This is a genomic window from Sphingomonas sp. SORGH_AS_0950, from assembly GCF_030818415.1.
Lineage (GTDB): Bacteria > Pseudomonadota > Alphaproteobacteria > Sphingomonadales > Sphingomonadaceae > Sphingomonas.
The window spans coordinates 1,104,815-1,131,414 of sequence record NZ_JAUTAE010000001.1 but is presented as its reverse complement, the minus strand read 5'-3'; the positions used below and the strand labels follow the sequence as shown (position 1 = coordinate 1,131,414).

Genomic DNA, 26,600 nt, shown 5'->3' with positions numbered 1-26,600 from the left:
CACGCCCCGTTTCCCCCCAGGCACTGTGTCAGCGATATGCCGCGTCGAGCATAGCAAGCGATGTTTGATGCGTCAGATCAAGATGAAGCGGCGTGACCGCGATATGATCGGCCGCGATCGCGTCCAGATCGGTATCGTCCCCCGGCTGGTGCGGCAGGCGGCCCAGCGCCAGCCAGTAATAGTCATAGCCGCGCGGATCGCTGCGCCGCTCCAGCCTGGCGCGGCCATAGTCGCGCAGGCCCTGGCGGGTGGCGCGGATGCCCTTCACCGCCTCGGGCGCGACCGGCGGGAAATTGACGTTGACCAGCGTGCGCGGCCCGAAATCACGGGTCAGCAGTGGCCGGAGCACCCGCTCGCCCCAGGCCTCGGCGGTGGCGAAGGACACCGCATCGCCCGTGCCCTGATGCGGATAGCGCTGGCTGAGCGCGATCGAGCGGATACCCGCCAGCGCGCCCTCCATCGCGGCGGCGACCGTCCCGGAATAGAGCACGTCCTCGCCCAGATTGGCGCCGCGATTGACCCCCGACAGGATCAGGTCGGGCTTATGATCCGCCATCACCTCGCCCAGCGCCATCAGCACCGAGTCGGTCGGCGTCCCCGTCACCGCGAAACGCCGCTCGCCGAACTGGCGCAGCCGCATCGGCCGGGTCAGGGTCAGCGAGCGGCTGGTCCCCGACTGGTCCTCGGCGGGCGCGACGATCCAGACATCGTCGGACAAGGTCGCCGCGATCCGCTCCAGCGCGGCGAGCCCCGGCGCGTGATAGCCGTCGTCGTTGGTCAGGAGGATGCGCATCAGCGCGGCTCCAGCACCGCCTGTCCGCCGAGATAGGGGCGCAGCGCTTCGGGCACCACGACCGAGCCGTCGGCCTGCTGGTAATTCTCGATCACCGCGACCAGCGTGCGGCCGACCGCCAGCCCCGAGCCGTTGAGCGTGTGGACGAAGCGCGTGCCCTTGCCCTCGGTCGGGCGATAGCGCGCCATCATCCGCCGCGCCTGGAAATCGGTGCAGGTCGAGCAGGACGAAATCTCGCGGTAACGTGCCTGTCCGGGCAGCCAGACCTCCAGGTCATAGGTGCGCGCCGCCGAGAAGCCCATATCCCCGGTGCACAGCAGCATCCGGCGATAGGGCAGGCCCAGCGCCTCCAGCACGCCCTCGGCCGCCGCCGTCATCCGCTCATGCTCGGCATCCGACTGGTCGGGGGTGGTGATCGACACCATCTCGACCTTGTCGAACTGGTGCTGGCGGATCAGCCCGCGCGTGTCGCGCCCCGCCGCCCCCGCTTCCGAACGGAAGCACGGGGTCAGCGCGGTGAAGCGCAGCGGCAGCTCCGCTTCGCTCAGGATCGCCTCGCGCACGATATTGGTCAGCGACACCTCGGCGGTGGGGATCAGCCAGCGGCCGTCGGTGGTGCGGAACAGGTCCTCGGCGAATTTGGGCAGCTGGCCGGTGCCGAACGCCGCCTCGTCGCGGACCAGCAGCGGCGGCTGGACCAGCTCGAAGCCGTGCTGCTCGGTCATCCGGTCGAGCATGAACTGGCCGAGCGCGCGCGACAGCCGCGCCATGGGACCGCGCAGCAGCGTGAAGCGTGCGCCCGACAGCGCCACGCCGGTCTCGAAATCCATGCCCAGCGCGGGCGCGATCGCGTCATGCTCGCGCGCCTCGAAGGTGAAGCTGGTGGGCTCGCCCTTCTGGTGGACCAGCGCATTGTCATTCTCGTCCGCGCCCTGCGGCACGTCGGCGGCGGGCAGGTTGGGGATCGCGGCGAGCGCGGTGTTCAGCTCCGCCTCGACGGCGCGCTCCTGCTCCTCCAGCTCGGGCAGCTTCGCCTTCAGCGCCGCTACCTCGTCCATCAGGGCTTGCGCGCGCGCCTCATCGCGCGCCGCCTTGGCCTGGCCGATCTGCTTGGACAGGTCGTTGCGGCGGGTCTGCGCGGCTTGCGCCTCGGCGATGATCGCGCGGCGGCGCTCGTCGATCGCGATCAGCGAGTCGGCCAGGGGGGCGGCGCCCCGCTTGGCGAGTGCGGCGTCAAAGGCGGCGGGGTCGGCCCCGATCAGGCGAATGTCGTGCATGGGGCGGAGGCTATGGCCCCGGCTCCGCCGTCACGCAACCCGTGGCGATGCGTCCGCGTTAACCTTGCTGCGCAATCAAGGAGAGACGCGATGCAGGTGCCGCATAACAGTTTCGTACTGGTCGTCGATGGTCGCAAGAGCCTGTTCTTCCGCAACGAGGGGGATGCCGAATATCCCAATCTGAAGGTCGAGCATGCCGTGGAGCATCCCAACCCCGCCGATCGCGACCAGAAGACCGACCGCGCGGGCTCGGCCTCCTCGACCCAGAGCGGCCCCGGCGCGCCCGCCATCGCGCAGGGCGGATCGAACCAGGCCGGTGGCGGGGGACAGGGCGCACAGTTCGCCGCCTCGCGCGGGTCGATGGGCGAAACCGACTATCACCAGCAGGAGGAGGATCGCTTCGCGGCGGAGACCGCCGACATGCTGAAGCGCCGCGCGCTGGCCAATGAGTTCGAATCGCTGATCGTGGTCGCGCCGCCCAAGACGCTGGGCGAGCTGCGCAAACATTATCACAAGGAGGTCAGCGACCGGCTGGTCGGCGAACTGGCCAAGGACCTGACCGGCCATCGGGTGCCGGAGATCGAGGCCGCGCTGCAAAAGGCGTAACCGACCGTCCCCGGCGGCGGCGCGGCTCAGCCCGCTTTGGCGGCCAGCCGTCGCCGGATGACCAGCGCCGCCGCCGCGCTGCCGAAGAGCAGGATCATCGGCGGCGCGGGCACCGGCGTATAGGGCGGCTTGCCGTTGCCCGACGATGACGCGCTGCTGGCCGACGAGGCGCTGGACGCGGACGATGCGCTCGAGGCCGAGGAAGCGGAGCTGGCCGACGAACCGTTCGAGGACCAGCCGTTGCTGCTCGACGCATAGCCCCCGGACGATGCCGACGAGGCAGAGGATGCCGAGGACGCGCTCGATGCGCTCGACGTCGACGAACTGACATTGCCCGACGAGGAACTGGTCGACGAGACATTGCCGCTCGACGACGTGCTGGACACGTTGCCCGACGACGAGGTGCTGGAGACATTTCCCGACGAGGACGTGCTGGACACGTTCCCGGACGACGATGTGCTGCTGACCCCGCCGGTGGAGGTGGACGAGGAGGACCCGCCCGAGCCACCCGAACCGCCCGAGGCCGAGGAGGTGGAGGTCGACCCGCCGCTGCTGGTCGACGAGATCACGATGTTGCCGCTCGATCCGCCGCCGCCAAAGCCCCCGCCAAAGCCGAAGCCGCCGCCAAAGCCGCCGCCCCAACCGCCGCCGCCGCCCCAGCCGCCGATCACCGCCGGGACATAGCCGCCGCCGGACGTGACCGCCGGACCGGCATCGGGCAGGGGGATGGGGATCGGCGGTGCCTGGGTCGTGACGGTCACGATGGTCGGCGGCGGCGTGGTGGTGGTGACGGTGCGGCGGGTGACGATGCGACGCGGCGGCGCCTTGGGCCGGCGATGGACGATCCGCTTCTTCACCTTGGTCTGCTTGACCAGCGGCGGCCGCTTGGGACTTTCGACCATGTGGACGGCACCGCCGCCGATCACGGCGCCACCGGCGGCACATGCCGTCAGCTTCGCCAAGGCCATTCGCACTGACATCCACAATTCCTCAAACGGCACAATATGGCGGCATCCGGTTCTCCCGACCGTCCGCACGGCTTTTGCACCTTATCCTGTCATCATAGTGACCAACAAAGGCTTAAGCTCCAAGCCTCTTATGCCCGGCCACGTTCAGTTATGGGATTCGCGGGCATGTCGTGCAGCAGGTCCTGGGCGCTCGGTTGGCTCGCACGCGGCCGTCCGATCGCCCAGTGGCATCGCGCCCGTATTTTCGATGATCGGGTCTGGAAAATCCTTTGCAATCGATGGTTTCGTGCATCTCGGGTTAAGTTTGCAACTTTATTATAGAAATTCGAACTTCGATGAAATGCCGGTCGCTTGCGGCAGACGGTGGCACCGACTATAGGCGCTCTCGACCATCAGGGGGCGGCCCCGGGGACGCGGTGCGGGGTGTCGCACCGACGGGCCCTTTGGGAGAGTGGTATGGCGACGGTGTTTAATCACGTGACGGACTCCACAGGCCCGGATGTGGCCAACGATCTCGACGAAAACTATCGTCCCAGCGCGGACGAGCCGTTCATGAGCCTGAAGCAACAGGCCTATTTCCGGCGCAAGCTGATCGATTGGAAGGAATCGATCCAGCGTGAGGCGCAGGGAACCCTGTCGCAGCTCCAGGTAGATTCGCTGCGGGAACCCGATCTGACCGATCGCGCATCGAGCGAAACCGACTGGTCGATCGAGCTTCGCACCCGCGATCGCCAGCGCAAGCTGATCTCCAAGATCGACGCCGCGCTGCGTCGGATCGACGAGGGTGAATATGGCTATTGCGAAGTGACCGGCGAGCCCATCAGCCTGGGTCGCCTGGAGGCGCGTCCCATCGCGACCATGACGGTCGAGGCGCAGGAACGGCATGAGCGCAATGAAAAGGTCTCGCGCGACGACTGAGGCGTGATCGCGGCTCCGGCTTCGCTTGGCGGGGCTGGGGCCGTTCGGGCGCGGTCGAGGCGGGCGCATCCGGCCGGTTTGTCGCATTAACGGCTTGGCAATCGGCATGCGGTTATCGCATGACGGCGCGAGAGACATACGGGCGCCACGGGCATCGACATGGACGCGATGGCCGTACGCCTGACAGCAGGGCTGACATGGCGGAAGACGAACTGGACGAAGGCCACCGCAACGGACGTCGCGATAGCCTGTTGCTGATGGCGGCGATGACGCTGGGCGACGATCCGGCGACGCGCGAAGTCCGGGTGCGCAACATCTCCGAGGGCGGCTTGATGGCCGAACTGCCGGTCGCGGTGGAGATCGGCACGCCGATCCAGTTCGACCTGCGCGGTATCGGCCTGGTCGCGGGGCGGGTCGCCTGGTGTACCCAGGGGCGGGTCGGGGTGGCCTTCGACCGGCCGATCGATCCGAAGCTGGTCCGCAAGCCGGTCGGCGGCGGCACCTCGACGCCGGAATATGCCAAGCCCAACATGGCCGGGCGGACTCGACCCTTTACCTATTGAACGTTAGGTGACGGGCGGTGGCGGGACGCCTCCGGGCGTCCGGCTCGACGATGATCGCCATGGCCTATCGTGACGGCGCGGTCGGTGCGCCGAAAGGGCCGCGGCGGGTCGGCATGACCCGCGCGGCCGGTCAGGGTTACAGGCCTTGTATCTCTTCCTTCAGCCTCAGCTTCTGTTTCTTGAGATCCGCCAGGATCATCGCGTCCGGCACGGGGCGTTGCGTCTCGGCACTGATTCGCCGGTCCAGCGTCGCGTGCTTGGTCTCCAGGGCCGTTTGATGCGCCGTATGCATAGGGCTTCAACCTCCTGATCCATTGCTTTGGGGCAGGAAGTAAAACACCAAAATGCGCGTCTGTCCCCCCTCAATTTCGTCAGAATCGACCAAGCGAGCCGATCCGTGCGACGATGCGAAGGCCTCTCGCGCGCATCGCCCGGCCTTGCTAGAGGTGGGGCGGATCGACGCGCAACCCTGCGTCGGTCGCGTCGAAAAGGGGGCAGGATGGACGTCACGCTGGCACGCGCGCGCATCGACATGTTGCGTGTCGAGCATCGCGATCTCGACGATGCGATTTCGGCCCTGTTGCAATCCGCCACCCCCGACCAGTTGCAGATCGCGCGCTTGAAGAAGCGCAAGCTGCGGCTGCGCGACGAGCTGGCCGAACTGGAGGATCGCCTGATCCCCGACATCATCGCCTGACCGCGTCGTAACGGGACAAGGGACCGGATTTCCGGGGCTTGTCCGGTCCTTGGCGGTCGTGCGAGCGATGGCGCCATGCTTTGTGCGGCGTTCCAATCCCAGTTTCAGTCACGGCTGATCGACAGCCTTTATGCCGAGGCGATGCTGCTGGCCGAATCGGCACGCGGCTATTTCGACGAGGCGGGGCGCGACGAACGCGGCACACTCGACCCGATCGCGCGCGTCGCCTTTTCCTGCGAGTCGCTCAAGGTCACGACGCGGCTGATGCACGTCATCGCCTGGGTCCTGACCCAGCGCGCGGTCGAGGCGGGGGAGATCAGCTGGTCGCAGGCGCGCGAGCCCGTCCGGCGGCTCGGCGCGTCGCCCGAGTCGGAGGAGGCGGTCGTAGCCAGCCTGCCGACCCGCGCGCGGATGCTGATCCATGCCAGCCTCGACCTCCACCGGCGGCTGGAGCGGCTCGACCAGATGGCGGACGAGGAGCCCCCCGCGACCAGCCCGGTCGGCGCCCTGCACGCCCGGCTGGACTGTGCCTTCTAGGCGGATCGCTATTCGGCCATGCCTTTTCTTCCCTCGCCCCTCGCAGAGGGGAGAGGGTTGCGCAGACTTGGTCTTTGCGAGAGCAAAGACTTAGTCGGAGCTGGGTGAGGGGTGGGCGCTCGCTTGGCGAGCGCGCGAGCCTTTGGGCTCGCTCAACCCCTCACCCAAGCTGCGCTAGCCAGCAGGCTGGCAAGCTCCGCTAACCCTCTCCCCTGTCCAGGGGAGAGGAGAAGAAGGGGGGCATGAATGTCGATGGCGGTCAGGCGGAGCCGCCTAGCAGCCGTTCTCGGGCGGCATCATATTCGCGGCGAAACTGCGCGATCCGATCGGCGGCGGGGACGATCGCATCAATCGCGCCGATCCCCTGGCCCGCGCCCCATATGTCGCGCCACGCCTTGGCGGCCTGTCCGCCGCCGAAATCCATATGCGCCGCATCGCCGTCCGGCAGATGGTCGGGGTCCAGCCCCGCCGCGACGATCGAGGCGCGTAGATAATTGCCGTGCACCCCGGTAAAAAGGCTCGAATAGACGATGTCGCGCGCATGGCCGTCGACCACCGCCTGCTTATAGGCCTGCGCCGCCCGCGCCTCGACCGTCGCGATGAAGGGCGAGCCGATATAGGCGAAGTCCGCGCCCATCGCCTGCGCCGCCAGCACCGCGTCGCCCGTGGCGATCGCCCCCGCCAGCGCCAGCGGGCCATCGAACCATTGCCGGATTTCCTGGACCAGCGCGAAGGGGGACAGGCGCCCCGCATGGCCGCCCGCGCCGGTCGCCACCGCGATCAGGCCGGTCGCGCCCTTTTCGATCGCCTTTCGCGCGAAGCGGTCGTCGATCACATCGTGCAGCGTGATCCCGCCCCAGGCCGATACGCCCGCATTCACATCCTCGCGCGCGCCCAGCGAGGTGATGACGATCGGCACCTTCCACTTGGCGCACACCGCCAGATCCTCCTCCAGCCGGTCGTTCGAGCGGTGGACGATCTGGTTCACCGCAAAGGGGGCCGCGGGGCGATCGGGATGGTCCCGGTCATGCGCGGCCAGCGCCTCAGTGATCTGGTGCAGCCATTCGTCGAGCTGGCTGGCGGGGCGTGCGTTCAATGCGGGGAAGGAGCCGACGATCCCCGCCTTGCACTGGGCGATCACCAGATCGGGATGGGATATGATGAACAGCGGCGACCCGATCACGGGCAAGGTCAGGCGACTCAGGGCGGCGGGCAGGGGGGAGCGAGGCTGGGTCATTGCTTGACGATAACGTAAGCGTAAAGGCTGTCCAGCCCTCCCGTATCCCGGCTCATGAGACTATGTGACATGAGCGTCATTTGCTTTGCGCGGGTGAGCGCGTAGAGATTTGCCGATCCCTATGGAAAGGCCTTGATTGTAATGAAGTCTGCCCTCTCGGCGCTGCTTGCCCTGACCGTTTCCACCCCGGCGCTGGCGGCGGGCCAGCTGCCGCAGACGGTGGCACCCGTGCTGTACGACATCTCGATCCGTCCCGATGCCAAGGCGATGCGCTTCTCGGGCGAGGAGACGGTCGATGTCGATGTCCGCCAGGCCACCGCGACCATCGTCCTCAACGCCGCCGAGCTGACCATCACCCGCGCCACCTTCGACGGCAAGCCGGTGCCCTTCGCGCTCGACAAGGATGCGCAGACGCTTACCCTGACGCTGCCGCAGGCGGCGAGCACGGGGCGGCACAAGGTCGGCTTCGCCTGGACCGGCACGATCAACCGCTCGGCCAATGGGCTGTTCGCGATCGACTATACCAATGCCGACGGCACGCCCGACCGGATGCTGGCGACCCAGTTCGAGGCCCCCGACGCGCGCCGCTTCGCGCCGATGTGGGACGAGCCCGCCTTCAAGGCCAAGTTCCGCCTGACCGCCACCGCGCCCAAGGGGCAGCGCGCGATCAGCAACATGCCCGCCTCCTCGATCACGCCGCAGGCCGATGGCAGCCAGCTTTATCGGTTCGACGAGACGCCGGTGATGTCGAGCTATCTGCTCTATTTCGGATCGGGCAATCTCGACCGCAAGACGGTGGATGCGAATGGCGTCCAGATCGGCGTCGTCAGCCGCAAGGGCGTGGTCGACCAGGGCGATTATTCGCTCGCTTCGGCGTCGAAGCTGCTCGCTTATTATAACGATTATTTCGGCACGCCCTATCCGCTGCCCAAGATGGACATGATCGCAGGGCCGGGGTCCAGCCAGTTCTTCGGCGCGATGGAGAATTGGGGCGCGATCTTCTATTTCGAGAATGAGCTGCTCTTCGACCCCAAGGTCATGACCGAGAGCAATCGCCAGCGCATCCACACCGTCGTCGCGCATGAAATGGCGCATCAGTGGTTCGGCGACCTCGTCACCCCGCGCTGGTGGGACGATCTGTGGCTGAACGAGGGCTTTGCCTCGTGGATGGAAGGCAAGGCGTCCAACGACCTGAACCCCAGCTGGAAGGCCGCCGCCGCCAGCATCGCGGGCGAGCGTGAGTCCGCAATGGGCATCGACGCGACCAGCGCCACCCATCCGATCATCCGCAAGGTCGAGACGGTCGACCAGATCGGCGAGGCGTTCGACAGCATCACCTATCTCAAGGGGCAGGCGGTGATCGGGATGCTCGAATCGACGCTGGGCGCGGACACGTTCCGCAAGGGCATCCGCGCCTATATGGCCAAGTACAAATATCAGAACACGGTGACCGAACAGCTGTGGGAGGAACTGTCCAAGGCGTCGGGCACCAATGTCGCGACCATCGCGCACGACTTCACCTTGCGGGGCGGCGTGCCGTTGGTCACGCTGTCGGGCGCGCGCTGCGAGGGCGGCAAGACGGTGGCGATGCTGGCGCAGGGACGGTTCGGCCTGGACGAAGCCTCCAAGGCGCCGCAGACCTGGCATGTGCCCATCCGCATCGCCACGATCGGCGGCGGTGAGACCAGCGCCATCGTCACCGGCGCGACGCCGACGCCGGTCAGCGTCGGCGGGTGCGGGACACTGGTCCTGAACCGGGGCAAGGGCTCCTATACCCGCGTGATGTACGACGATGCGGGCCATGCCGCGATCGTGCGCGACTATGCCAGGCTGGCGCTGGAGGATCGCCTGGGCACGCTGGGCGACGATTATGCGCTGGCGGCGGGCGGCTATCAGAGCCTGGGTCGCTGGTTCGACCTGATGGCGCAGGTGTCGCCCGAAGCCAGCCCGCTGGAATGGCAGACGGTGGCGGGCGAGCTGTCGCGCCTCGACGGGCTGTATGAGGGCACGCCGCTCGAAAAGCCGCTGCGCGCGAAGATCGCGGCGATCTTGTCGCCGGTGCTGGCGCGGATCGGGTTCGAGGCCAAGCCCGATGAGGGCGCGCTCGTCTCCAACCTGCGCGAGACGCTGATCGGGCGGCTGGGGACCAGTGGCGACGCGATGGTCGCGGCACGCGCGCGCGGCTATGTCGGGGCGCTCGCCAGAGATCCCAATGCGATCCCGGCGGCGATCCGCCAGCCGATCCTGGCGACCTATGCCACCCGCGCCACCCCGGCCGAGTGGGACCGGCTGTACGAACTTGCCAAGGCCGAGCGCAATCCGGTGGTCAAGAACCGCTATGTCTCGCTGCTGGGCTATGCCGAGGACGAGAGCGCGGCGCGCCGGGCGCTGAGCGTCCTGAAGAACGACACCTTCACCCCGCCGCAGCGCGCGGCGTTGCTCCGTTCGATCGCGGGGGCGCATCCCGACATGGCGTTCGACTGGGCGGCGGCGAACAAGTCGCTGGTCGACAGCTTCCTGGAGGAGAGCAACCGCGCGACCTTCATCGTCGGCCTGGGCGCCGGGTCGAACAATCCCGCCATGCCCGGCAAGATCGAGGCCTGGGCCGCCGCCAACCTGCCCGAAGGGTCGCGCGGCGGTGCCAAGCGCGCCATATCGTCCATCGCGGTGCGCAAGGCGGTCGCCGACCGTCTGAAGCCTGCGGTCGAGGCCTGGCTGGCACGCTGATCCGGACCCTCCCCAGGCTCGGCCTGGGGAGGGAGCCGTCTGGCAAGGGAGGGGCGGGACCCGCGTAACCCGCTTGCCTTGAACGACGAAACACGAAACGATGACTTATCCGTCATTCATTCGTGAGCGCTTCGTGATCCGCAACAGCCTTGCCCTTTTCCTCGCCGCCACCGCCCTGACCGCGCCGCTCGCCGCGCAGGAAGAGGGAGAGAAGAAATCCTCGCACGAAGCGGCGGCCAAGGCCGAGGTCGAGGCCGCCTGGGCCCGCGCGCCGCTCGAGGAAGCCGAGGTCCGCCACCGCGACAGCGTGACCCTGGGCGGCCGCGCCTATCCCTATGTCGCCTCGGCGGGCACGCTGACCGTCCGCGATATCGAGGGCAAGCCGACCGCCTCGATGTTCTACACCGCCTATACGCTGGAGGGTGTGAAGCCTGGCACCAAGCGGCCGATCACCTTCCTCTATAATGGCGGACCGGGCTCGCCCTCCTTCTGGCTGCGCATGGGATCGTTCGCGCCGATCCGCATCCGCACGACCAGCCCGGAATTCGTCCGGCCCGCGCCCTATGATGTCGGGCCCAATCCGGACTCGCTGCTCGACAAGACCGACCTCGTCTTCCTCGATGCGATCGGATCGGGCTATTCGCGGCCGCTGGGCGATATGAAGCCTGCGCAATTCTACGGCGTGGACGAGGATGTCGACGTCTTCGCCAAGGCGATCCAGCGTTACGTCACCAAATATGGCCGCTGGATGAGCCCCAAATTCCTGCTCGGCGAAAGCTATGGCACGCTGCGCTCGGGGGCGCTGGCCTATGAGCTTCAGGAGCGGGGGATGGCGCTGAACGGCGTGATCCTGCTCAGCTCGATCATGAATTACGGCTATCGCCAGCCGGGGCTGGATCAGGTCTACCTCAATTACCTGCCCAGCTACGCCGCGACCGCCTGGTATCACAACCGCCTGCCCGACCGCCCCGCCGATGTGGCGACCGTGGTGGCGCAGGCGCGCGCCTTTGCGGTGGGGCCGTACATGTCGGCGCTGGCCAAGGGGCAGAGCATCTCCCCCCAGGAGCGCGACCAGATCGCCGAGCAGATGAGCCGGTTGATCGGCCTGTCGCCCGACTTCATCAAGCGCGCGAACCTGCGCATCGACCTGCCGCGCTTCCAGAAGGAATTGCTGCGCGGTTCGGCACGGACGGTGGGGCGGTTCGACTCGCGCTACCTCGGCATCGACACCGATGCGGCGGGCGAACGGCCGGAGACGGACGCATCTTCGGATGCGATTTCAGGCGCTTATATCGCGTCCTTCCAAGATTATCTGCAATCCACGCTCGGCTACAAGACCGAGCTGCCCTATCGCCTGTCGGCGCGCGATGCGGCGGGCTGGACCTGGAACTGGAAGCACAAGGCGCCCGACGGGTCGCAGAACAACCCGAACACCGCGATCGACCTGGCCGCCGCGATGCGGGCGAACCCGTATCTGAAGGTGCTGTCGATGAACGGCTATTACGACATGGCGACGCCGTTCTTCGGCACCGAGAACGACCTGGGCCATATGATGCTGGAGCCCGCGCAGCAGGCGAATCTGCGCTTCACCTATTATCCGGCGGGGCACATGACCTACCTGAACCCCGATGCGCTGCGGAGCATGAAGGCCGATCTGGCCGGCTGGTATGACGAAGCGGTGAGTGACGCCAGATCGTCGACCCCGCCGGTGCCGCCTTCGGGGCAGGGGGCGCGGTGAACACAGCTCTGAAGAATCAGTCATAGACTGTCAAACATCTATTTTTATTTATGTTGACGTCATCTGATTCTACCTTCAGCCTTGGCTTTTAAGGGAGAGGTGCGTGTCTAAGTTTATCAGTATCTTCAATAATAAGGGTGGGGTTGGAAAAACCACATTAACCTGGAATCTGGCAGATGCTCTTGCAGAAAAAGGAAAAAGAGTTCTTTTAATCGACTTTGATCCTCAGTGTAATCTTTCCATAGCGATGCTTGGTGCCGAAAAATTCAAAGGTATGGTTGGTACTGCCGGGGGGTCTGGGCAGACTATAAGATCTTTTTTGCAAGGATATTTGCAAAACACGGGGCCTGGTCCAATATCTATTCATGCGGGGCCCCATACTAACCCCAATGTTAAACTGGTTGCCGGCGATTTTTGGTTAAACGTATATTCTGACTCGCTAAGCGTAGGTCAGGATTTGCTAACCGGCAATGGGATAGCAAAATTTACTGCGCTACGAGTTCTAGAGCAAAATCTTTCTAAAATCGGTGAGGATTTTGACTATGTTATGGTAGATCTTCCTCCTTCCTTCGGAGGTTTAGTTCGTTCTTCATTGTATTCTTCGGACTATCTAATAATACCGTGTACGTCAGATACGTTTAGTGAGTACTGTATTAGTTTGATTGGGCAGATGATGCCTCAATTCATAACTGATTGGGAGAACGGCATAGATAGATATAAGCAAAATAATTATGCATCCAAGGATTACGATGGCTATGGAAAGCCGAGGTACGCTGGTTGGATATTTAACGGCTTCGACACTAGGTCGCAAAGAATGTTACGTGCTGATCAGGCGCATTACGCCAATATTCAAAACGCAAATCAACAGCTTGCGAAAGATTTAACAGGAAGTATAAAAAATTACACGCCGGTCGTTGATGCTTTTGGCCCGGGATTTAACGTAGGAAAAGTGGAGGACATGAATGTCCTAATCCAGAATAGCCTTTGGATGAGCGTGCCGGCATCAAAGCTGAAAGGTTTTTCTCAGGTCAAAGGGCTTTCAAGTGATAGGTCGCAATGGTCAGCTGCGCAAATTGGTTTGATTGACAAAATTAAGGGTCAAATCGACCAGATGGCAGATAACATTATAGCCAACTTGTAATGCCGAGAGTGAGCTGAGTGGCGCATGTTTAAGAGATGCTCACGACAAATCACGCCTGATCTTTGTGTTGTGTGCTGGAAATCTTGAAAATGGTGGACGCACTTGGGCTCGAACCAAGGACCCGCTGATTAAGAGTCAGCTGCTCTACCAACTGAGCTATGCGTCCGATGCCGGTCTGCGGCATGGCGGGGAAGCGATGTCCCCGTCTGGTGGCGCGCTGTTAGCGGAGCTTTTTCGACCTGCCAAGAGGGTTTTTGACATTTTTCTTGCGACAGCGAAATGACGGCGGAACGGCCCGGCCCGCCGAAGCGCGCCGGGCCGGATGCGTCAGGCGATATGAACCGCCTTGGTGATCATGTGGTTGGCGATGCCCTCGGGACCGTCCTCGGAGCCATAGCCGCTTTCCTTGACCCCGCCGAAGGGCGCGTCGCCCCAGCTGAGCCGCACGGTGTTGATCGCGACCATGCCCGCCTCGATCTCGTCGCCCAGCTGGTTCTGGCGGCGGCCATTCTCGGTGAAGCAATAGGCGCCCAGGCCGAAGGGCAGGCGGTTCGCCTCGGCAATGGCGTCCTCGGTGGTGGCGAAGGGGCGGATCAGCGCGATCGGGCCGAACGGCTCCTCGTTCATCGCCTTGGCGTCCAGCGACACGTCGGCCAGCACGGTGGGCGCGAAGAAGAAGCCGTCACCGCCCTTCGCCTCGCCGCCGGTCAGCATCCGCGCGCCCGAGCGCACCGCATCCTCGATCATCGCGCCGATCGCCTCGGGACGGCGGGGATTGGCCATCGGGCCCATCTGGGTGTCGTTCGACAGGCCGTCACCGATCTTCAGCGCGGCGGCGCGCTCGGCAAAGCCCTTGGCGAAACGCTCGTAAATGCCCTCCTGCACATGGAAGCGGGTGGGCGCGACGCAGACCTGGCCCGCATTGCGGAACTTGTGCGTGACGAGCGTGTCGAGCGTCTTGTCGAGGTCGCAATCGTCGAAGACCAGCACCGGGCCATGCCCGCCCAGCTCCATGGTCGACTTCATCACCGTGTCGGCGGCCAGCTTCAGCAGATGCTTGCCGACCGGCACCGATCCGGTGAAGCTGAGCTTGCGGGTGACGGGCGAGGCGAGCAGGTGGCGCGACACCGCGTCGGGCACGCCGAAGACCAGCTGCGCGACGTCGCCGGGCAGACCCGCATCCTGGAAGCAGCGCATGATCGCGATCGCGCTGGCGGGGGTCTCCTCGCTGGGCTTCAGGATGACCGAGCAGCCCGCCGCGATGGCAGGCGAGATCTTGCGGACCGGGTTCATGACCGGGAAGTTCCATGCACAGAAGGCCGCGACCGGTCCGACCGGCTGGTGCAGCACGAACGAGCGGGTGCCGGTGGGGCGGGGCAGGACGCGGCCATAGATGCGCACCGCCTCGCCCGCATGGAATTCCAGCAATGCGGCGGTGGCGGCCACCTCGCCGCGTGCTTCGACGATCGGCTTGCCTTCCTCCAGCGTGGCGAGGCGGGCGAGATCCTCGGCACGCTCGCGGACCAGCGCGGCGGTGCGCAGCAGGACGGCGGCGCGCTCCTGCGGCGCGGTCTTGCGCCACGTCTCGAAACCGCGCGCGGCGGCTTCCAGCGCACGGTCCATGTCCGCCTTCGTCGCCAGCGGCAGGTCGCCCAGCGGCTGGCCGGTGGCGGGGTTCAGCACCGCCTGCGTCTCGCGCCCGTCCGCGCCCAGCCATTCGCCCGCGATATACAGGCCGGTCTTCACGTCGAAATCAGTCGCGGTCATGCGCGTCCTTTCCAGGGAATAAGGGGATGATGCGGGCGGGAGATCGGCCCTGTCCGCGCCCGATGCAAGGGCGAAGGAGGCCGGACCGGGCTTCTGTCGGGATCGAGGGAGCAAAAGCAGGGCTTTGTGCGTCCCAAGCTTTCCGGCATTTCCTATCGGGGGGATCGAGATAGGTTACGCACCGAAACGAAAGGGACGGGTCCAGATGCGAGCACCATTTTCGGCAAGCCTTGCCGCGTTGATGATCGGGACGGTCGGTCTGGCTGGCGGCCTGTCCGGCTGTTCGGGGGGCGGCAGCGGCGGCGGGAAGGGCTCGGTCGAGCTGCTGAACGTCAGCTATGACCCGACGCGCGAGCTGTACAAGGACGTCAACGCCGCCTTCGCCAAACAATGGCAGGCCAAGACCGGCCAGAGCGTCTCGTTCCGGATGAGCCATGGCGGATCGGGCAAGCAGTCGCGGTCGGTGATCGACGGGCTGTCGGCGGACGTGGTGACGCTGGCGCTGGCCTATGACATCGATGCGATCGCCGAGCGGGCCAAGCTGCTTCCGGCCGATTGGCAGGCCCGCCTGCCGGACAATAGCGCGCCCTACACCTCGACCATCGTGTTCCTGGTCCGCAAGGGCAATCCCAAGGGCATTCGCGACTGGGCCGATCTGGTGAAGCCGGGCGTGCAGGTCATCACCCCCAGCCCCAAGACCAGCGGCGGCGCGCGGTGGAATTTCCTGGCCGCCTGGGCCTATGGCAAGAAGGCGGGCGGTTCCGAGGCGGCGGCGCAGCGCTATGTCGCGGACCTCTACGCCCATGTGCCGGTGCTGGATTCGGGCGCGCGCGGCGCGACCACGACCTTTGTCGAACGCGGCCTGGGCGATGTGCTGATCGCGTGGGAGAATGAGGCGCTTCTGTCCGAAAAGGAACTGGGCGCGGGCAAGTTCGACATCGTCGTCCCCTCCATCTCGATCCTGGCCGAGCCGCCGGTCGCGGTGGTCGACGTCAATGCCAAGGCGCATGGCACCGAGAAGGTCGCGACCGAATATCTCAAATTCCTCTACACGCCCGAAGGGCAGGAGATCGTCGCGCGCAACTTCTACCGCCCGCGCGACCAGGCGGTGCTGGCGAAATATGCGGCGGTGTTTCCCAAGCTGGACATGGTGACGATCCGCGACTTCGGCGGCTGGGGCGCGGCGCAGAAGCGCTTCTTCGCCGATGGCGGCGTATTCGACACCATCTATGCCGGCGGCAGGAAGCGCTGATCCGGATGCGGGCTTCGACGCGCCGATCCGCCTTGCCGGGCTTCGGCCTGACCATGGGGATGACCCTGTTCTGGCTGGGGCTGGTGGTCCTGCTGCCGCTGTCCGCGCTGGTCATACGCGCGGCGGGCATGGGCTGGGACGGCTTTGCCGCGGTCGGTCTGTCGCCGCGCGCACTGGCCGCCTATCGGCTCAGCTTCGGCGCGGCGCTGGCGGCGGCGGCGGTCAATGCGGTGTTTGGACTGCTGATCGCCTGGATCCTCGTCCGCTATGAATTTCCCGGCAAGAAGCTGATCGATGCCGCGGTCGACCTGCCCTTCGCGCTGCCGACGGCGGTGGCGGGCATCGCGCTGGTTTCGCTCTATGCGGATAATGGCTGGATCGGGTCGCTGCTCGCACCGCTGGGGATCAAGGTGGCCTATACGCCGCTTGGCGTCACCATTGCCTTGGTTTTCATTGGCTTGCCGTTCATTGTTCGCTCGGTGCAGCCGGTGCTGGCCGATCTGGGGCGCGATGTCGAGGAGGCGGCCGCCACGCTCGGCGCGACGCGGGCGCAGACCTTTCGCCGGATCATCCTGCCCGCCATCGCGCCCGCGCTGCTGACGGGCTTCGCGCTCGCCTTTGCGCGCGGGGTCGGCGAATATGGCTCGATCATCTTCATCGCGGGCAACATGCCCTTCAAGTCGGAGATCGCGCCGCTGCTGATCATCACCCAGCTGGAGCAGTTCGACTATGACGGCGCGACGGCCATCGCGTGCGTGATGCTGGTACTGTCCTTCGCGATGCTGTTGTTCGTCAATCTGCTCCAGGCGTGGCGCGCCAAGCGGGGGACGCGATGAGCGGTTCCAACCCCACCACCATCGAAAGCCCGGTGGCGCGCTGGGCGCTGATCGGCACCGGTTTCGCCTTTCTGGCGCTGTTCCTGTTCCTGCCGCTCGTCATGGTGTTCGCGGGTGGTCTGGCCAAGGGATGGCAGGTCTTCGTCGCGGCCATCGCGGACCCCGACGCGCTCGCGGCGATCCGCCTGACGCTGCTGGTCGCCGCCATTGCGGTGCCGGTCAACGCGGTGTTCGGCGTGGCGGCCTCCTGGGCGATCGCCAAGTTCGATTTTCGTGGAAAAAGCCTGCTCATATCCCTGATCGACCTGCCTTTTTCGGTGTCGCCGGTGGTGTCGGGCCTGATCTTCGTGCTGCTGTTCGGGGCGCAAGGGTGGCTGGGGCCGTGGCTGACCGAGCATGGCGTCCGCATCATCTTCGCGGTGCCCGGCATCGTGCTGGCGACCGTGTTCGTCACCTTTCCCTTCGTCGCGCGCGAGCTGATCCCGCTGATGGCCGAACAGGGCCGCGACGACGAGGAGGCGGCGCGGTCGCTGGGGGCGAGCGGGTGGCAGACCTTCTGGCATGTCACGCTGCCCAATATCCGCTGGGGGCTGCTCTACGGCGTGCTCCTGTGCAATGCCCGCGCGATGGGCGAGTTCGGCGCGGTGTCGGTCGTGTCGGGGCATATCCGGGGGCTGACCAACACCATGCCGCTGCATGTCGAGATACTGTACAATGAATATGACTTTGTCGGCGCGTTCGCGGTGGCGTCCCTGCTCGCCTCGCTCGCGCTCGTGACCTTGGGAGTGAAGACCGTGCTGGAATGGCGTTTCGGCATCCACCGGGCGGGAGCCGCGCATTGAGCATCGTCGTCGAGAATATTTCCCGTCGCTTCGGCGGCTTCACCGCGCTCGACCGCGTGTCGCTGGAGACGCGGGCGGGCGAGTTCCTGGCGCTGCTCGGCCCGTCCGGATCGGGCAAGACGACGCTGCTGCGGACCATTGCGGGGCTGGACTTCGCCGATGAGGGCCATGTGCTGTTCGATGGACAGGACATGACGGACACGCCCGCGGCCGAGCGTCGGATCGGCTTCGTGTTCCAGAATTACGCGCTGTTCCGTCACATGACGGTCGCCCAGAACATCGCCTTCGGCCTGACCGTGCGGAAACGGCGCGACCGTCCGGCCAAGGCGGCGATCGCGGCCAAGGTCGCCGAACTGCTCGCCCTGATCCAGCTGCCCGATGTCGGCGACCGCTACCCCGCGCAGCTGTCGGGCGGGCAGCGGCAGCGCGTGGCCCTGGCCCGCGCACTGGCGATCGAGCCGCGCCTGCTATTGCTCGACGAGCCGTTCGGCGCGCTCGATGCCCAGGTTCGCAAGGATTTGCGCGGCTGGCTGCGGCGGATCCATGACGAGACGGGGCTGACCTCGATCTTCGTGACGCACGATCAGGAAGAGGCGCTCGAACTGGCCGACCGGATCGTCGTGATGCGCGGCGGGGTGATCGAACAGGTCGGCACCCCGCATGAGGTGCAGGCCGAACCGGCCACCGCCTTCGTGTCGTCCTTCATCGGCGAGACCAACTGCCTGCCCGTCACCCGGTCGAACGGTTCGGCGATGGTGGGGCAGGGGCAGACGGTGCTGCCCGACACCGGCCAGGGGCAGGGGGCGGGCGAGCTTCATATCCGGCCGCATGATGTCGAACTGGTCGAACCCGGCGCCCCCGATGCGCTGGCCGTCACGGTGGAGACGAGCCGCCCGATCGGCCGGTCGCGTCGGATCACCGCCACGATGGCGGGACTGGCCGAGCCGTTGACCTTCGACCTGCCCGTCGACGCCGGCGCCGGGCCGGGCGATGTGCTCAACCTGCGCCCGACCCGCTATCGGATATTCGCAAAGACCTGATCGCCGTTCCCACGGACCATTTCGCCATCGCAACCGTTTGGCCATTTGCCAGCCCGGCAGGGCATGGGCATGAGATGGTCGTGGACGCAGGCAGACGGGGAGATCGGGTTTGAAGGTCGGACAGGAGTGCTGGCGGATCGAGCAGGCCGAGCGCATGGCGGTCATCATCGATGCGGAGAAATATTTCCGGATGGCCCGCCGCGCGATGCTCGGCGCCCGCAAGCAGATCCTGCTGATCGGATGGGACTTCGACGCGCGCATCGTCCTCGATCACGACGAGGCCCCCAACGAGTCCGTCGGCGACTTCATCTATTCGCTGGTCGAGCGGAACCCGGAGCTGGAAATTTTCCTGCTCCGCTGGGACACCGGCGCGATCAAGTCGCTGTTCCGGGGGCGGACATTCTTCACGGTGATGAAATGGATGGCGCACAATCGCATCCATACCAAGCTGGACGGCCATCACCCGATCGCGGCCTCTCACCACCAGAAGATCGTCATCATCGACGACAAGCTCGCCTTTTGCGGCGGGATCGACATGACCAGCGACCGTTGGGACACGCGCGAGCATCGCGACGACGATCCCGGTCGCAAGCGGCCCGGCGGTCAGCCCTACAAGCCCTGGCACGATGCGATCAGCGCGGTGGAGGGGCCGGTGACGCATGCGCTGGGCGAGCTGTTTCGCGAACGCTGGCATGCGGCGGGCGGCAAGCGCATGGCCCCCGCCTCACCGGGCGAAAGCTGCTGGCCCGAGGGGCTGGAGCCCGACTTCCTCGACCAGCCCGTCGCCATCGCGCGCACCATGCCCGAGATGGACGACCAGGTGCCGGTGCACGAGAATGAGGCGCTGTTCCTGGCCCAGATCGCGCGGGCGGAGCGCTATGTCTATATCGAGAGCCAGTATTTCGCGTCGCGCCGCGTCGCCGAGGCGATCGCGCGGCGGCTGGACGAAGAGAATGGCCCCGAATTCGTCATCGTCAATCCGCTGACCGCGCAAGGCTGGCTGGAGCCGATCGCGATGGACACGGCGCGCGCGCGGCTGGTCGAGGCGCTCCGGCGGCGCGACCGGCACGGGCGTTTCCGCATCTATCATCCCTTCACGGCGGGGGGCGAGCCGATCTATTGCCATGCCAAGATCCTGATCGCCGATGACCGGGTGTTCCGGCTGGGTTCGTCCAATCTCAACAACCGCTCGATGCGGCTGGACACCGAATGCGACCTGGCGATCGCGGTCGAGCCCGACAGCGCGGCGGGACGGCGGATCGGGGCGATCCGCGACGACCTGCTCGCCGAGCATCTGGGCACCAGCCCCGCCGAGGTGCAGGTGGCGGTGCAACGGACCGGCGCGCTGATCGCGGCGGTCGAGGCGCTGCGCGGAGCCGAGGGGCGGACGCTGCGCGCCTATGAGGTGCCCGACCTGTCGAGCGTCGAGGAATGGCTGGCCGACAATGAGGTCCTCGATCCCGAAAGCCCCGACGAGATGTTCGAGGCGCTCAGCAGCCGCAAGGGGCTGTTCCGGCGGTGGCGGCGGCGCTGATGGGCGAGATCGTCAACTTCCGTCAGGCGCGAAAGGCCCGCGACCGGCGGCAGGCCGAACAACAGGCGATGGAAAACCGCGCGCGCTTCGGCCGGACTAAGGCCGAGAAACAGCGGGATGCGGCGGAGCAGGAGCGTCTTCGCCGCGAGCTGGACGGGGCGAAGCGGGAAGAGGATGGGGCGTAAGCCCCGCCGATGACGGTCGGCCCCGCCTTTGCCGGGGAGACGACCGCGTTCAACGCGGCGTGGCGAACCAGATGGTGTGGGTCGCGCCCTTGCCATTTTCCCGAGCGCGCACCTTCACCTCGTCGACGGTGAAGCCCGCGCGCGACAGCCGCCGGGTGAATACCGGATCGGGCGCGGCGGACCAGATGGCGAGGACCCCGCCGGGGCGGAGCGCGACGCGCGCTTCCTCCAGTCCGCGGAGCGAATAGAGCCCGTCATTGTCCGGCCGGGTCAGCCCGTCGGGTCCGTTGTCGACGTCGAGCAGGATCGCGTCATAAGCCCCGCGCCCCGCATAGATCGCATTGCCGACATCGCCCATCGCCAGGGTCACGCGGCGGTCGTCCAGGCATCCGGCGGTTAGTTCCGCCATCGGCCCGCGCGCCCATTCGATGATGCCGGGCACCAGCTCGGCCACCGTGATCCGCGCATCGCGGCCCAGCTTGGCCAGGACGGCGCGCAGGGTGAAGCCCATGCCATAGCCGCCGATCAGCAGATGCGGCGCCGCGCGCCCGCCCAGCCGGTCGCAGGTCATCGTGCCCAACGCCACCTCGGAGCCGCTCATCCGCGTGCTCATCAGCTCGTTGCGATCGAGCACGATCATAAAGTCCTTGCCCCGGCGGAACAGCCGCAGGGGCTCGCCGCCCGGCACTTCGGCAATGCCGAGCAGCTCGCGCGGGATCATTTGCCCTGGCGCGCCTTGCGAGCGGCGTAGCGGGCGTCGCGGGCGGCCTTCAGCTCGGCGGCGGTCGGGACCACCGGCGGGCGCGCGGCGGCAGCGGCGGCCTCCGCAGCAGCTTCGGCCTCGGCCTTCGCCTTGGCGCGGGCTTCCTCGCGCGCGGCCTTTTCCTGCTCGATCGCGGCCTTGTGCGCGGCGCGGCGCTCGGCCTCGGCGGCCTCCTTGGCTTCGCGTGCGGCGGCGCGGGCGGCGACCACCGCCGGGTCGGGCGCGGCCTTGTTGCGCAGCTTTTCGAGCGCGGCCGCCTTGGCATCGCGCGAGGCCGATGCGCGATCGGCGAAACCGGGAACCTTATATCCTGCCATCAATCATCTATCCCGTTGGGGGCCGGACGGCCCCATAGCACAACGGCCCCGCATCGCTGCAGAGCCGTTGGAGAAACTGGTGGACGCACTTGGGCTCGAACCAAGGACCCGCTGATTAAGAGTCAGCTGCTCTACCAACTGAGCTATGCGTCCGTTCGTCACGTCGACCTGGCCGTCCGGCGGCCCGCCTCGTGATCGGGAGGCGCGCCTTTAGCACCGTGGTCGGGCTTTGCAAATGCTTTTTGCGTGGGTGGCCGATTTTTTGTCGGTCACCAGCGGGCGGCGCGGCGATTTTCGCGGTCGATCGCCATCAAGATGCCCAGGCACAGCAACACCGTCATCTGCGACGATCCGCCATAGCTGACCAGCGGCAACGGGATGCCGACGACCGGGGCCAGCCCCATGACCATCATCAGATTGACCATGACATAGATGAAGATCGTCGTGGACAGCCCCGCCGCGGTCAGCCGGGCAAAGCGGTTGGGCGCTGCCTGCGCGACGTTCAGGCCCCAGCGGATGACGAGCAGGAAGGCCAGGATCAGGAAGCATCCGCCGACCAGCCCCCATTCCTCCGCCATGGTGGCGAAGACGAAGTCGGTATGCCCCTCGGGCAGATAGTCGAGATGGCTCTGGGTGCCGTTCAGGAACCCCTTGCCCCAGATACCGCCCGAGCCGATCGCGATCTTGGACTGGCTGATGTGATAGCCGGTGCCCAGCGGATCGCTTTCGGGGTCGAGGAAGATCAGCACGCGGTTGCGCTGATAGTCGTGCAGCAGGAAATTGACCGCGAGCGGCGCCATCACCGCCAGCCCGATCGCCCCGCCGATGAACAGCCGCAGCGGCACCCCGGCAAGGAACATGACGGTCGCCCCGCCCGCGCAGATCATCAGCGCGGTGCCCAGATCGGGCTGCTTCATCACCAGCGCGGCGGGCACGCCGATCATCGCCGCGACCGGCCATATGCCCGAGAAGCGCCTGGTCTCGGCGGGCGGCATCATCTCATAGAAGCGCGCGGCGCCCAGCACGATGAACAGCTTCATCAGCTCGGACGGCTGGAGCCGGATGAAGCCCACGTCCAGCCATCGCTGACTGCCCCCGCGCACCGCACCCAGCAGTTCGACCAGGACGAGCGCGACGACGAGGATCAGATAGCCCGGCATGGCGATGCGCCGCCACAGGTCGAGCGGCAGTCGCGACAGCACCAGCGACCCCGCGAGCAGCACGAAGAAGCGCACCCCCTGCGGCTTGGCCCAGGGGGTGAGCGAGCCGCCCGCGGCCGAATAGAGGACGACCAGCCCGAAACAGCCGATCGCCATGACCAGCAGGATCACCCGCCAGGGCAGTTGCGCGATCGGTTCGGGGATGATGCGCGGGCCGCTCATTCGTCGGGGGTCCCGGCATCGTCGGCGGGCTGCTCGCTGCTGCTGGCGGCCATCGCCTCGGCCTGCGCGTCGGAGACGTTGGTCGCGGCCTTGACCGCCGGGGCGGCGGTGGGGGCACCGGCATCGGTCTTGGTCGCGGCGGAGGCGGGCTTGGGGGCCTGTGCCGCGCGATAGGCGGCTTCCTCGGCCGCCATGCGCGTGGCGATGTCGCCGCCCCAGGTGGGCTCGTCCTGCGCCAGCGACGCCAATGCGCGGTCGCGGTCGAACAGATAGGTCATGATGTCGCGCCCGATCAGCGGCGCGTCGAGATTGCGCACGGTATGGCCGTTATGCTCCAGCACGACGGCGGCCGCGTAACGCGGATTGTCGGCGGGGGCGAAGCAGACGAGCAGCGCGTGGTCGCGCAGCTTGAAGGGCAGCTGGCCGTTCTTCAGCACGCCCATGCGCCGCTCCGCCATGGTGATCCGGCGGACCTGCGCGGTGCCGGTCTTGGCGGCCAGGCTGACGCCCGGCACCAGCATCCGCGCCGCGCCGCCGGTGCCGCCTTGGTTGACCACGCCGAACATTGCGTCGCGCACGACCGCGAGATGCTCGGAGGCGACGGGCAGGGCGGGGGCGTCGAGATGGACCTGATGCGCCAGCAGGCTGGGCTGCAAGGCGCGGCCCGAGGCGATCCGCGCCGCCATCACCGCCAGCTGAAGCGGGTTGGCGAGCACATAACCCTGTCCGATTGACGCGTTCAGGCCGTCCGCGATCGTCCACTTCTTCTTGTATTTCCGTAGCTTCCAGTCGGGGTCTGGCACGGTGCCGTAACGCTGCGCGCTGAGCGGCAGGTCGAATTTCTGGCCCAGCCCGACCATCCGCGCGATGGGCGCGATCCGGTCATAGCCCATGCGGCGGATCATCTCGTAGAAATAGATGTCGCAGCTCTGCTCGATCGCGCCCTTCAGGTTCAGCGCGCCGTGCCCGCCGCGCTTGTGGCAGTGGAAGACGCCGGTGCCGACCCGCATCGCGCCGGTGCACAGCACCCGGTCGTCGGCACCGACCCCGGCCTCCAGCAGCGCGAGGCCGTTCATCGGCTTGACCGTCGAGCCCGGTGGATAGAGCCCCTGCGTCACCTTGTTCATCAAGGGCACATGGTCGTTCTCCGACAGCATCGCCCATTCCAGATGGCTGATCCCGTCCGAAAAGCTGTTGGGGTCATAGGCGGGCATCGACACCATCGCCAGCGTCTCGCCGGTGCGGCAGTCGAGCACCACCGCGGAGCCCGAATTGGTGCCCAGGCGGCGGGCCGCAAATTCCTGGAGCCCCGCATCGATGGTCAGGCGGATGTTGCGGCCGGGCGTGTCGGGGCGGGTGGCGAGTTCGGCCACCACCTTGCCGCGCGCCGTCACCTCGACCCGCTTGGCGCCGGGCTTGCCGCGCAGCACCGGCTCCAGCATCTTTTCCAGCCCGTCCTTGCCCAGCTTGAAGCCGGGGGTGACGAGCAGCTGGTCGTGGGTCGCCTTGAACTGTTCGGCGGTGGGCGTGCCGACATAGCCGGTCAGGTGCGCCACCGCCGCGCCCGCCGGATAGAAGCGCGCAAAGCCGCGCGTCGGCTGGACGCCGGGCAGCTCGGGCAGGCGGACGCTGACGGCGGCGAACCGCTCCCAGTCGAGCCGCTCGGCGACCTGCACCGGCTGGAACCCGGCGGCATGTTCCAGGTCCAGGCGGATGCGGTTCATCGCCTCGTCGTCCAGCCGCAGGATCTGGCGGAGCAGCGCCAGCACGCGGTCCTTGTCCTCCAGCCGGTCGGGGATGATGTCGACGCGGAAATCGGTGCGATTGTTGGCGATGGGCAGGCCGTGCCGGTCGATCAGCCAGCCGCGACGCGGCGGGATCATCGTCGTGTTGACGCGGTTGCTCTCGGAGAGGAGGTTATATTTCTCGTTCTGCGCGATCGACAGCCAGGCCATACGTCCGGCGAGCAGCAGGCCGACCGCGCCCTGCGCGGCGCCCAGCACGAAGGCGCGCCGCGAGAAGCTGTAGGCCTGTGCCGCCTCGGTCATGATCCGCCCCTGGCGTTCCATGCCTATGCCCCTACCTCATTGCGGCCACGCTTGCGATCGATCCATGCGACCAGCCGGGTCGCCATGGGAAAGAGCAGGATGGTGATCGCGATCTGGATGACCAGCGCCGCATCGACCTGCGCGCCGACCGGCACCGCCAGGAAACGCCCCGCGATCAGGCAGAAGGCGATGGCGCCGCTGGCGATCAGCCAGTCCTGCCAGAAATCGCGGAACACCAGCCGATGCTCGAACAGGTCGATCGCCAGCGAGGTCAGCGACCAGAGCAGCATCGCCGAGCCCAGCGGCTGGCCCGACAGCAGATCGTCGAACAGCCCCAGCGGCGCGGCGGCCCAGAGCCGCAGCGCGAACCGCGCGACAAGCCGCCAGGCGAGCAGCATGACGAGGCCCATGGGCGGCTGCAACGGTACGATCGCCACCACCGGCACGATGGCGAGGAGCGAACCGGCCATCACGGTCAGCCAGGGCAGCGCGCGGGCGCGTGCGGGCGGCAGTCCGGGGTCGAAGGGGTTGCTGATGTCGAGGGTCACGGCCGGGGCGACGGCGCCGATACCGGCATCGGCATGAAGGCGCGCTGAACGATCGCGAAATCCAGCGTGTCGGGATGGATGAAGGGCCGCGCCACCGCCGTATCGCCGCCATCGGCGCGGATGCGGGCGACGGGAATATTGGGGGCATAGAGCCCGCCGGTGCCCGAGGTGACGAACAGCTCGCCCTTGGCCAGCCGGACATTGGTGTTGACCGAGCGTATGTCGAGCGTCCCGTCGCCGCGCCCGACCGCGATGGCGGGCAGGCCGTCGCGGGTGCGGCGGACCGGCACGATGCTTTCGGGATCGGTCAGGAGGAGGACGCGCGCGGCGGCGGGCCCCGCCTCGGTCACGCGCCCGATCAGCCCCTCGGGACCGCGCACTGCCATGCCGGGCGCAACGCCCTGCCACCGCCCCGCATTGAGCAGCGCGAAGCGGCGACCGCTGCTGCCGGTCGAGCTGACCAGCCGCGCGGTGACGACGGTGTCGGGCGTCCGGTCGCGCACCGCCAGCAAGGTGCGCAGGCGGCGATTGTCATAGGCGATGGTGCGCGCGGTCAGCAGCAACTGGCGCGACTGGGCGAGTTCGGCGCGCAGCCGTTCGTTTTCCGAATGGACGAAGAAATAACGCCCGATCGCCTGGGGGATGTCGTCGACCGCGTCGCCGACCGCGACGAAGGCGCCGGAGACGGGCGCGGTGACGCTGCCCAGCGTCATGCGCAAGCCAGCGAAGGCGGGTGGGTTGAACGTGGATGCGACAAGCAGCACCACGCCCACCACCGCACCCGCCACCGCGAGCACATAGGCCAGGAAAGCTCCATATTGCCGCCGTCGCGAAAACCCGGTGCGACGGTCGCGGGCGGGCGCCATGCGCCGGTCCCCTTATGC

Annotated in this window: 26 protein-coding genes and 2 tRNA genes; 14 read left to right on the top strand and 14 right to left on the bottom strand. The window is 66.8% G+C overall.

The window, feature by feature from the left end; genetic code table 11:
* Positions 1 to 28 precede the first annotated feature (28 nt).
* Positions 29 to 793, bottom strand: coding sequence for a 5'/3'-nucleotidase SurE (gene surE / locus QE385_RS04730; RefSeq protein ID WP_307099573.1), 765 nt, complete (start codon positions 791 to 793; stop codon positions 29 to 31).
* Positions 793 to 2,070: a serine--tRNA ligase gene (serS, locus tag QE385_RS04725; protein WP_307099571.1), complete on the bottom strand. Its 1,278-nt coding sequence runs from the start codon at positions 2,068 to 2,070 to the stop codon at positions 793 to 795. The genes surE and serS overlap by 1 nt, the downstream gene beginning before the upstream one ends.
* A 90-nt stretch (positions 2,071 to 2,160) precedes the next feature.
* Between serS and QE385_RS04720 the strand changes: the two genes are divergently transcribed.
* Complete coding sequence (locus QE385_RS04720; RefSeq protein ID WP_307099570.1) at positions 2,161 to 2,676, top strand: host attachment family protein; 516 nt, start codon at positions 2,161 to 2,163, stop codon at positions 2,674 to 2,676.
* Between the two features lie 26 nt (positions 2,677 to 2,702).
* On the opposite strand, the gene QE385_RS04715 is transcribed toward QE385_RS04720, so the two are convergent.
* Positions 2,703 to 3,644 (bottom strand): PEP-CTERM sorting domain-containing protein, encoded by a 942-nt coding sequence (locus QE385_RS04715; protein WP_307099568.1) that lies wholly within the window; start codon positions 3,642 to 3,644, stop codon positions 2,703 to 2,705.
* Between the two features lie 456 nt (positions 3,645 to 4,100).
* On the opposite strand from QE385_RS04715, the gene dksA reads away from it, so the two are divergent.
* Positions 4,101 to 4,562 carry an RNA polymerase-binding protein DksA gene (dksA, locus tag QE385_RS04710; RefSeq protein ID WP_307099566.1) on the top strand — a complete coding sequence of 154 codons (462 nt, stop codon included), beginning with the start codon at positions 4,101 to 4,103 and terminating at the stop codon, positions 4,560 to 4,562.
* Positions 4,563 to 4,759: 197 nt separating this feature from the next.
* Positions 4,760 to 5,125 carry a PilZ domain-containing protein gene (locus tag QE385_RS04705; RefSeq protein ID WP_307099564.1) on the top strand — a complete coding sequence of 122 codons (366 nt, stop codon included), beginning with the start codon at positions 4,760 to 4,762 and terminating at the stop codon, positions 5,123 to 5,125.
* A gap of 136 nt (positions 5,126 to 5,261) precedes the next feature.
* Here QE385_RS04705 and QE385_RS04700 read toward each other — a convergent pair whose 3' ends face one another.
* Positions 5,262 to 5,417, bottom strand: a complete 156-nt coding sequence (locus QE385_RS04700; RefSeq protein ID WP_307099562.1) for a YdcH family protein — start codon at positions 5,415 to 5,417, stop codon at positions 5,262 to 5,264.
* Positions 5,418 to 5,624: 207 nt separating this feature from the next.
* On the opposite strand from QE385_RS04700, the gene QE385_RS04695 reads away from it, so the two are divergent.
* Both QE385_RS04695 and QE385_RS04690 read left to right on the top strand, forming a co-directional pair.
* The gene (locus QE385_RS04695; protein WP_307099560.1) at positions 5,625 to 5,822 is read left to right on the top strand and encodes a YdcH family protein; all 198 of its coding nucleotides are present in this window, start codon (positions 5,625 to 5,627) and stop codon (positions 5,820 to 5,822) included.
* 75 nt (positions 5,823 to 5,897) lie between these two features.
* On the top strand, positions 5,898 to 6,359 hold the full coding sequence (locus QE385_RS04690; protein ID WP_307099557.1) for a DUF1465 family protein: 462 nt from the start codon (positions 5,898 to 5,900) through the stop codon (positions 6,357 to 6,359).
* Between the two features lie 259 nt (positions 6,360 to 6,618).
* Here QE385_RS04690 and QE385_RS04685 read toward each other — a convergent pair whose 3' ends face one another.
* Positions 6,619 to 7,596: a nitronate monooxygenase family protein gene (locus tag QE385_RS04685; RefSeq protein ID WP_307099555.1), complete on the bottom strand. Its 978-nt coding sequence runs from the start codon at positions 7,594 to 7,596 to the stop codon at positions 6,619 to 6,621.
* A gap of 141 nt (positions 7,597 to 7,737) precedes the next feature.
* Between QE385_RS04685 and QE385_RS04680 the strand changes: the two genes are divergently transcribed.
* The 3 genes from QE385_RS04680 to QE385_RS04670 all read left to right on the top strand — a co-directional run bounded on the left by QE385_RS04680 (position 7,738) and on the right by QE385_RS04670 (position 13,202).
* A complete protein-coding gene (locus tag QE385_RS04680; protein WP_307099553.1) occupies positions 7,738 to 10,323 on the top strand; it encodes a M1 family metallopeptidase in 2,586 nt (861 codons plus the stop codon).
* 100 nt (positions 10,324 to 10,423) lie between these two features.
* Entirely contained in the window at positions 10,424 to 12,061 is a 1,638-nt protein-coding gene (locus QE385_RS04675) for a S10 family peptidase (RefSeq protein ID WP_307099551.1), read from the top strand.
* Between the two features lie 103 nt (positions 12,062 to 12,164).
* Entirely contained in the window at positions 12,165 to 13,202 is a 1,038-nt protein-coding gene (locus tag QE385_RS04670; protein WP_307099549.1) for a ParA family protein, read from the top strand.
* A 90-nt stretch (positions 13,203 to 13,292) separates the two neighbouring features.
* Here the strand turns inward: QE385_RS04670 and QE385_RS04665 are convergent.
* Positions 13,293 to 13,368, bottom strand: a tRNA-Lys gene (locus tag QE385_RS04665).
* Positions 13,369 to 13,529: 161 nt separating this feature from the next.
* Positions 13,530 to 14,969, bottom strand: a complete 1,440-nt coding sequence (locus QE385_RS04660; protein ID WP_307099547.1) for an NAD-dependent succinate-semialdehyde dehydrogenase — start codon at positions 14,967 to 14,969, stop codon at positions 13,530 to 13,532.
* A gap of 205 nt (positions 14,970 to 15,174) precedes the next feature.
* Here QE385_RS04660 and QE385_RS04655 point away from each other — a divergent pair, with 205 nt between their 5' ends.
* The 6 genes from QE385_RS04655 (at position 15,175) to QE385_RS04630 (ending at position 20,658) form a co-directional block, all read left to right on the top strand.
* Positions 15,175 to 16,221 (top strand): sulfate ABC transporter substrate-binding protein, encoded by a 1,047-nt coding sequence (locus tag QE385_RS04655; RefSeq protein ID WP_307099545.1) that lies wholly within the window; start codon positions 15,175 to 15,177, stop codon positions 16,219 to 16,221.
* Between the two features lie 5 nt (positions 16,222 to 16,226).
* Positions 16,227 to 17,057, top strand: a complete 831-nt coding sequence (gene cysT / locus QE385_RS04650) for a sulfate ABC transporter permease subunit CysT (RefSeq protein ID WP_307099543.1) — start codon at positions 16,227 to 16,229, stop codon at positions 17,055 to 17,057.
* Positions 17,054 to 17,899, top strand: coding sequence for a sulfate ABC transporter permease subunit CysW (cysW, locus tag QE385_RS04645; RefSeq protein ID WP_307099541.1), 846 nt, complete (start codon positions 17,054 to 17,056; stop codon positions 17,897 to 17,899). Before cysT ends, cysW begins: the two co-directional genes overlap by 4 nt.
* Complete coding sequence (locus QE385_RS04640) at positions 17,896 to 18,939, top strand: sulfate/molybdate ABC transporter ATP-binding protein (protein WP_307099539.1); 1,044 nt, start codon at positions 17,896 to 17,898, stop codon at positions 18,937 to 18,939. The genes cysW and QE385_RS04640 overlap by 4 nt, the downstream gene beginning before the upstream one ends.
* Before the next feature lie 154 nt (positions 18,940 to 19,093).
* On the top strand, positions 19,094 to 20,473 hold the full coding sequence (locus tag QE385_RS04635; RefSeq protein WP_307104552.1) for a phospholipase D-like domain-containing protein: 1,380 nt from the start codon (positions 19,094 to 19,096) through the stop codon (positions 20,471 to 20,473).
* Positions 20,473 to 20,658 (top strand): DUF4169 family protein, encoded by a 186-nt coding sequence (locus tag QE385_RS04630; protein WP_307104549.1) that lies wholly within the window; start codon positions 20,473 to 20,475, stop codon positions 20,656 to 20,658. Before QE385_RS04635 ends, QE385_RS04630 begins: the two co-directional genes overlap by 1 nt.
* A gap of 49 nt (positions 20,659 to 20,707) precedes the next feature.
* Here QE385_RS04630 and QE385_RS04625 read toward each other — a convergent pair whose 3' ends face one another.
* The 7 genes from QE385_RS04625 to mreC all read right to left on the bottom strand — a co-directional run bounded on the left by QE385_RS04625 (position 20,708) and on the right by mreC (position 26,582).
* Complete coding sequence (locus QE385_RS04625; RefSeq protein ID WP_307099538.1) at positions 20,708 to 21,379, bottom strand: spermidine synthase; 672 nt, start codon at positions 21,377 to 21,379, stop codon at positions 20,708 to 20,710.
* On the bottom strand, positions 21,376 to 21,738 hold the full coding sequence (locus tag QE385_RS04620) for a DUF6481 family protein (RefSeq protein ID WP_307099536.1): 363 nt from the start codon (positions 21,736 to 21,738) through the stop codon (positions 21,376 to 21,378). The genes QE385_RS04625 and QE385_RS04620 overlap by 4 nt, the downstream gene beginning before the upstream one ends.
* 77 nt (positions 21,739 to 21,815) lie before the next feature.
* A tRNA-Lys gene (locus QE385_RS04615) sits at positions 21,816 to 21,891 on the bottom strand.
* A gap of 116 nt (positions 21,892 to 22,007) precedes the next feature.
* Positions 22,008 to 23,120 (bottom strand): rod shape-determining protein RodA, encoded by a 1,113-nt coding sequence (rodA, locus tag QE385_RS04610; RefSeq protein ID WP_307099534.1) that lies wholly within the window; start codon positions 23,118 to 23,120, stop codon positions 22,008 to 22,010.
* A complete protein-coding gene (gene mrdA, locus QE385_RS04605; protein ID WP_307099532.1) occupies positions 23,117 to 25,189 on the bottom strand; it encodes a penicillin-binding protein 2 in 2,073 nt (690 codons plus the stop codon). Before mrdA ends, rodA begins: the two co-directional genes overlap by 4 nt.
* Before the next feature lie 2 nt (positions 25,190 to 25,191).
* A complete protein-coding gene (locus QE385_RS04600; RefSeq protein WP_307099530.1) occupies positions 25,192 to 25,716 on the bottom strand; it encodes a rod shape-determining protein MreD in 525 nt (174 codons plus the stop codon).
* Positions 25,713 to 26,582 carry a rod shape-determining protein MreC gene (gene mreC, locus QE385_RS04595; RefSeq protein WP_307099528.1) on the bottom strand — a complete coding sequence of 290 codons (870 nt, stop codon included), beginning with the start codon at positions 26,580 to 26,582 and terminating at the stop codon, positions 25,713 to 25,715. The genes QE385_RS04600 and mreC overlap by 4 nt, the downstream gene beginning before the upstream one ends.
* Positions 26,583 to 26,600 lie beyond the last annotated feature (18 nt).

Coding starts and splice junctions, on each gene's coding strand:
- QE385_RS04715 (WP_307099568.1), bottom strand. CDS start 3,644: ATGGCCTTGGCGAAGCTGACGGCATGTGCCGCCGGTGGCGCCGTGATC.
- QE385_RS04680 (WP_307099553.1), top strand. CDS start 7,738: ATGAAGTCTGCCCTCTCGGCGCTGCTTGCCCTGACCGTTTCCACCCCG.
- QE385_RS04620 (WP_307099536.1), bottom strand. CDS start 21,738: ATGGCAGGATATAAGGTTCCCGGTTTCGCCGATCGCGCATCGGCCTCG.
- QE385_RS04695 (WP_307099560.1), top strand. CDS start 5,625: ATGGACGTCACGCTGGCACGCGCGCGCATCGACATGTTGCGTGTCGAG.
- mreC (WP_307099528.1), bottom strand. CDS start 26,582: ATGGCGCCCGCCCGCGACCGTCGCACCGGGTTTTCGCGACGGCGGCAA.
- QE385_RS04675 (WP_307099551.1), top strand. CDS start 10,424: ATGACTTATCCGTCATTCATTCGTGAGCGCTTCGTGATCCGCAACAGC.
- QE385_RS04655 (WP_307099545.1), top strand. CDS start 15,175: ATGCGAGCACCATTTTCGGCAAGCCTTGCCGCGTTGATGATCGGGACG.
- QE385_RS04720 (WP_307099570.1), top strand. CDS start 2,161: ATGCAGGTGCCGCATAACAGTTTCGTACTGGTCGTCGATGGTCGCAAG.
- QE385_RS04660 (WP_307099547.1), bottom strand. CDS start 14,969: ATGACCGCGACTGATTTCGACGTGAAGACCGGCCTGTATATCGCGGGC.
- QE385_RS04685 (WP_307099555.1), bottom strand. CDS start 7,596: ATGACCCAGCCTCGCTCCCCCCTGCCCGCCGCCCTGAGTCGCCTGACC.
- QE385_RS04690 (WP_307099557.1), top strand. CDS start 5,898: ATGCTTTGTGCGGCGTTCCAATCCCAGTTTCAGTCACGGCTGATCGAC.
- QE385_RS04635 (WP_307104552.1), top strand. CDS start 19,094: ATGGCGGTCATCATCGATGCGGAGAAATATTTCCGGATGGCCCGCCGC.
- cysT (WP_307099543.1), top strand. CDS start 16,227: ATGCGGGCTTCGACGCGCCGATCCGCCTTGCCGGGCTTCGGCCTGACC.
- surE (WP_307099573.1), bottom strand. CDS start 793: ATGCGCATCCTCCTGACCAACGACGACGGCTATCACGCGCCGGGGCTC.
- QE385_RS04625 (WP_307099538.1), bottom strand. CDS start 21,379: ATGATCCCGCGCGAGCTGCTCGGCATTGCCGAAGTGCCGGGCGGCGAG.
- QE385_RS04630 (WP_307104549.1), top strand. CDS start 20,473: ATGGGCGAGATCGTCAACTTCCGTCAGGCGCGAAAGGCCCGCGACCGG.
- dksA (WP_307099566.1), top strand. CDS start 4,101: ATGGCGACGGTGTTTAATCACGTGACGGACTCCACAGGCCCGGATGTG.
- QE385_RS04705 (WP_307099564.1), top strand. CDS start 4,760: ATGGCGGAAGACGAACTGGACGAAGGCCACCGCAACGGACGTCGCGAT.
- QE385_RS04700 (WP_307099562.1), bottom strand. CDS start 5,417: ATGCATACGGCGCATCAAACGGCCCTGGAGACCAAGCACGCGACGCTG.
- cysW (WP_307099541.1), top strand. CDS start 17,054: ATGAGCGGTTCCAACCCCACCACCATCGAAAGCCCGGTGGCGCGCTGG.
- serS (WP_307099571.1), bottom strand. CDS start 2,070: ATGCACGACATTCGCCTGATCGGGGCCGACCCCGCCGCCTTTGACGCC.
- rodA (WP_307099534.1), bottom strand. CDS start 23,120: ATGAGCGGCCCGCGCATCATCCCCGAACCGATCGCGCAACTGCCCTGG.
- mrdA (WP_307099532.1), bottom strand. CDS start 25,189: ATGGAACGCCAGGGGCGGATCATGACCGAGGCGGCACAGGCCTACAGC.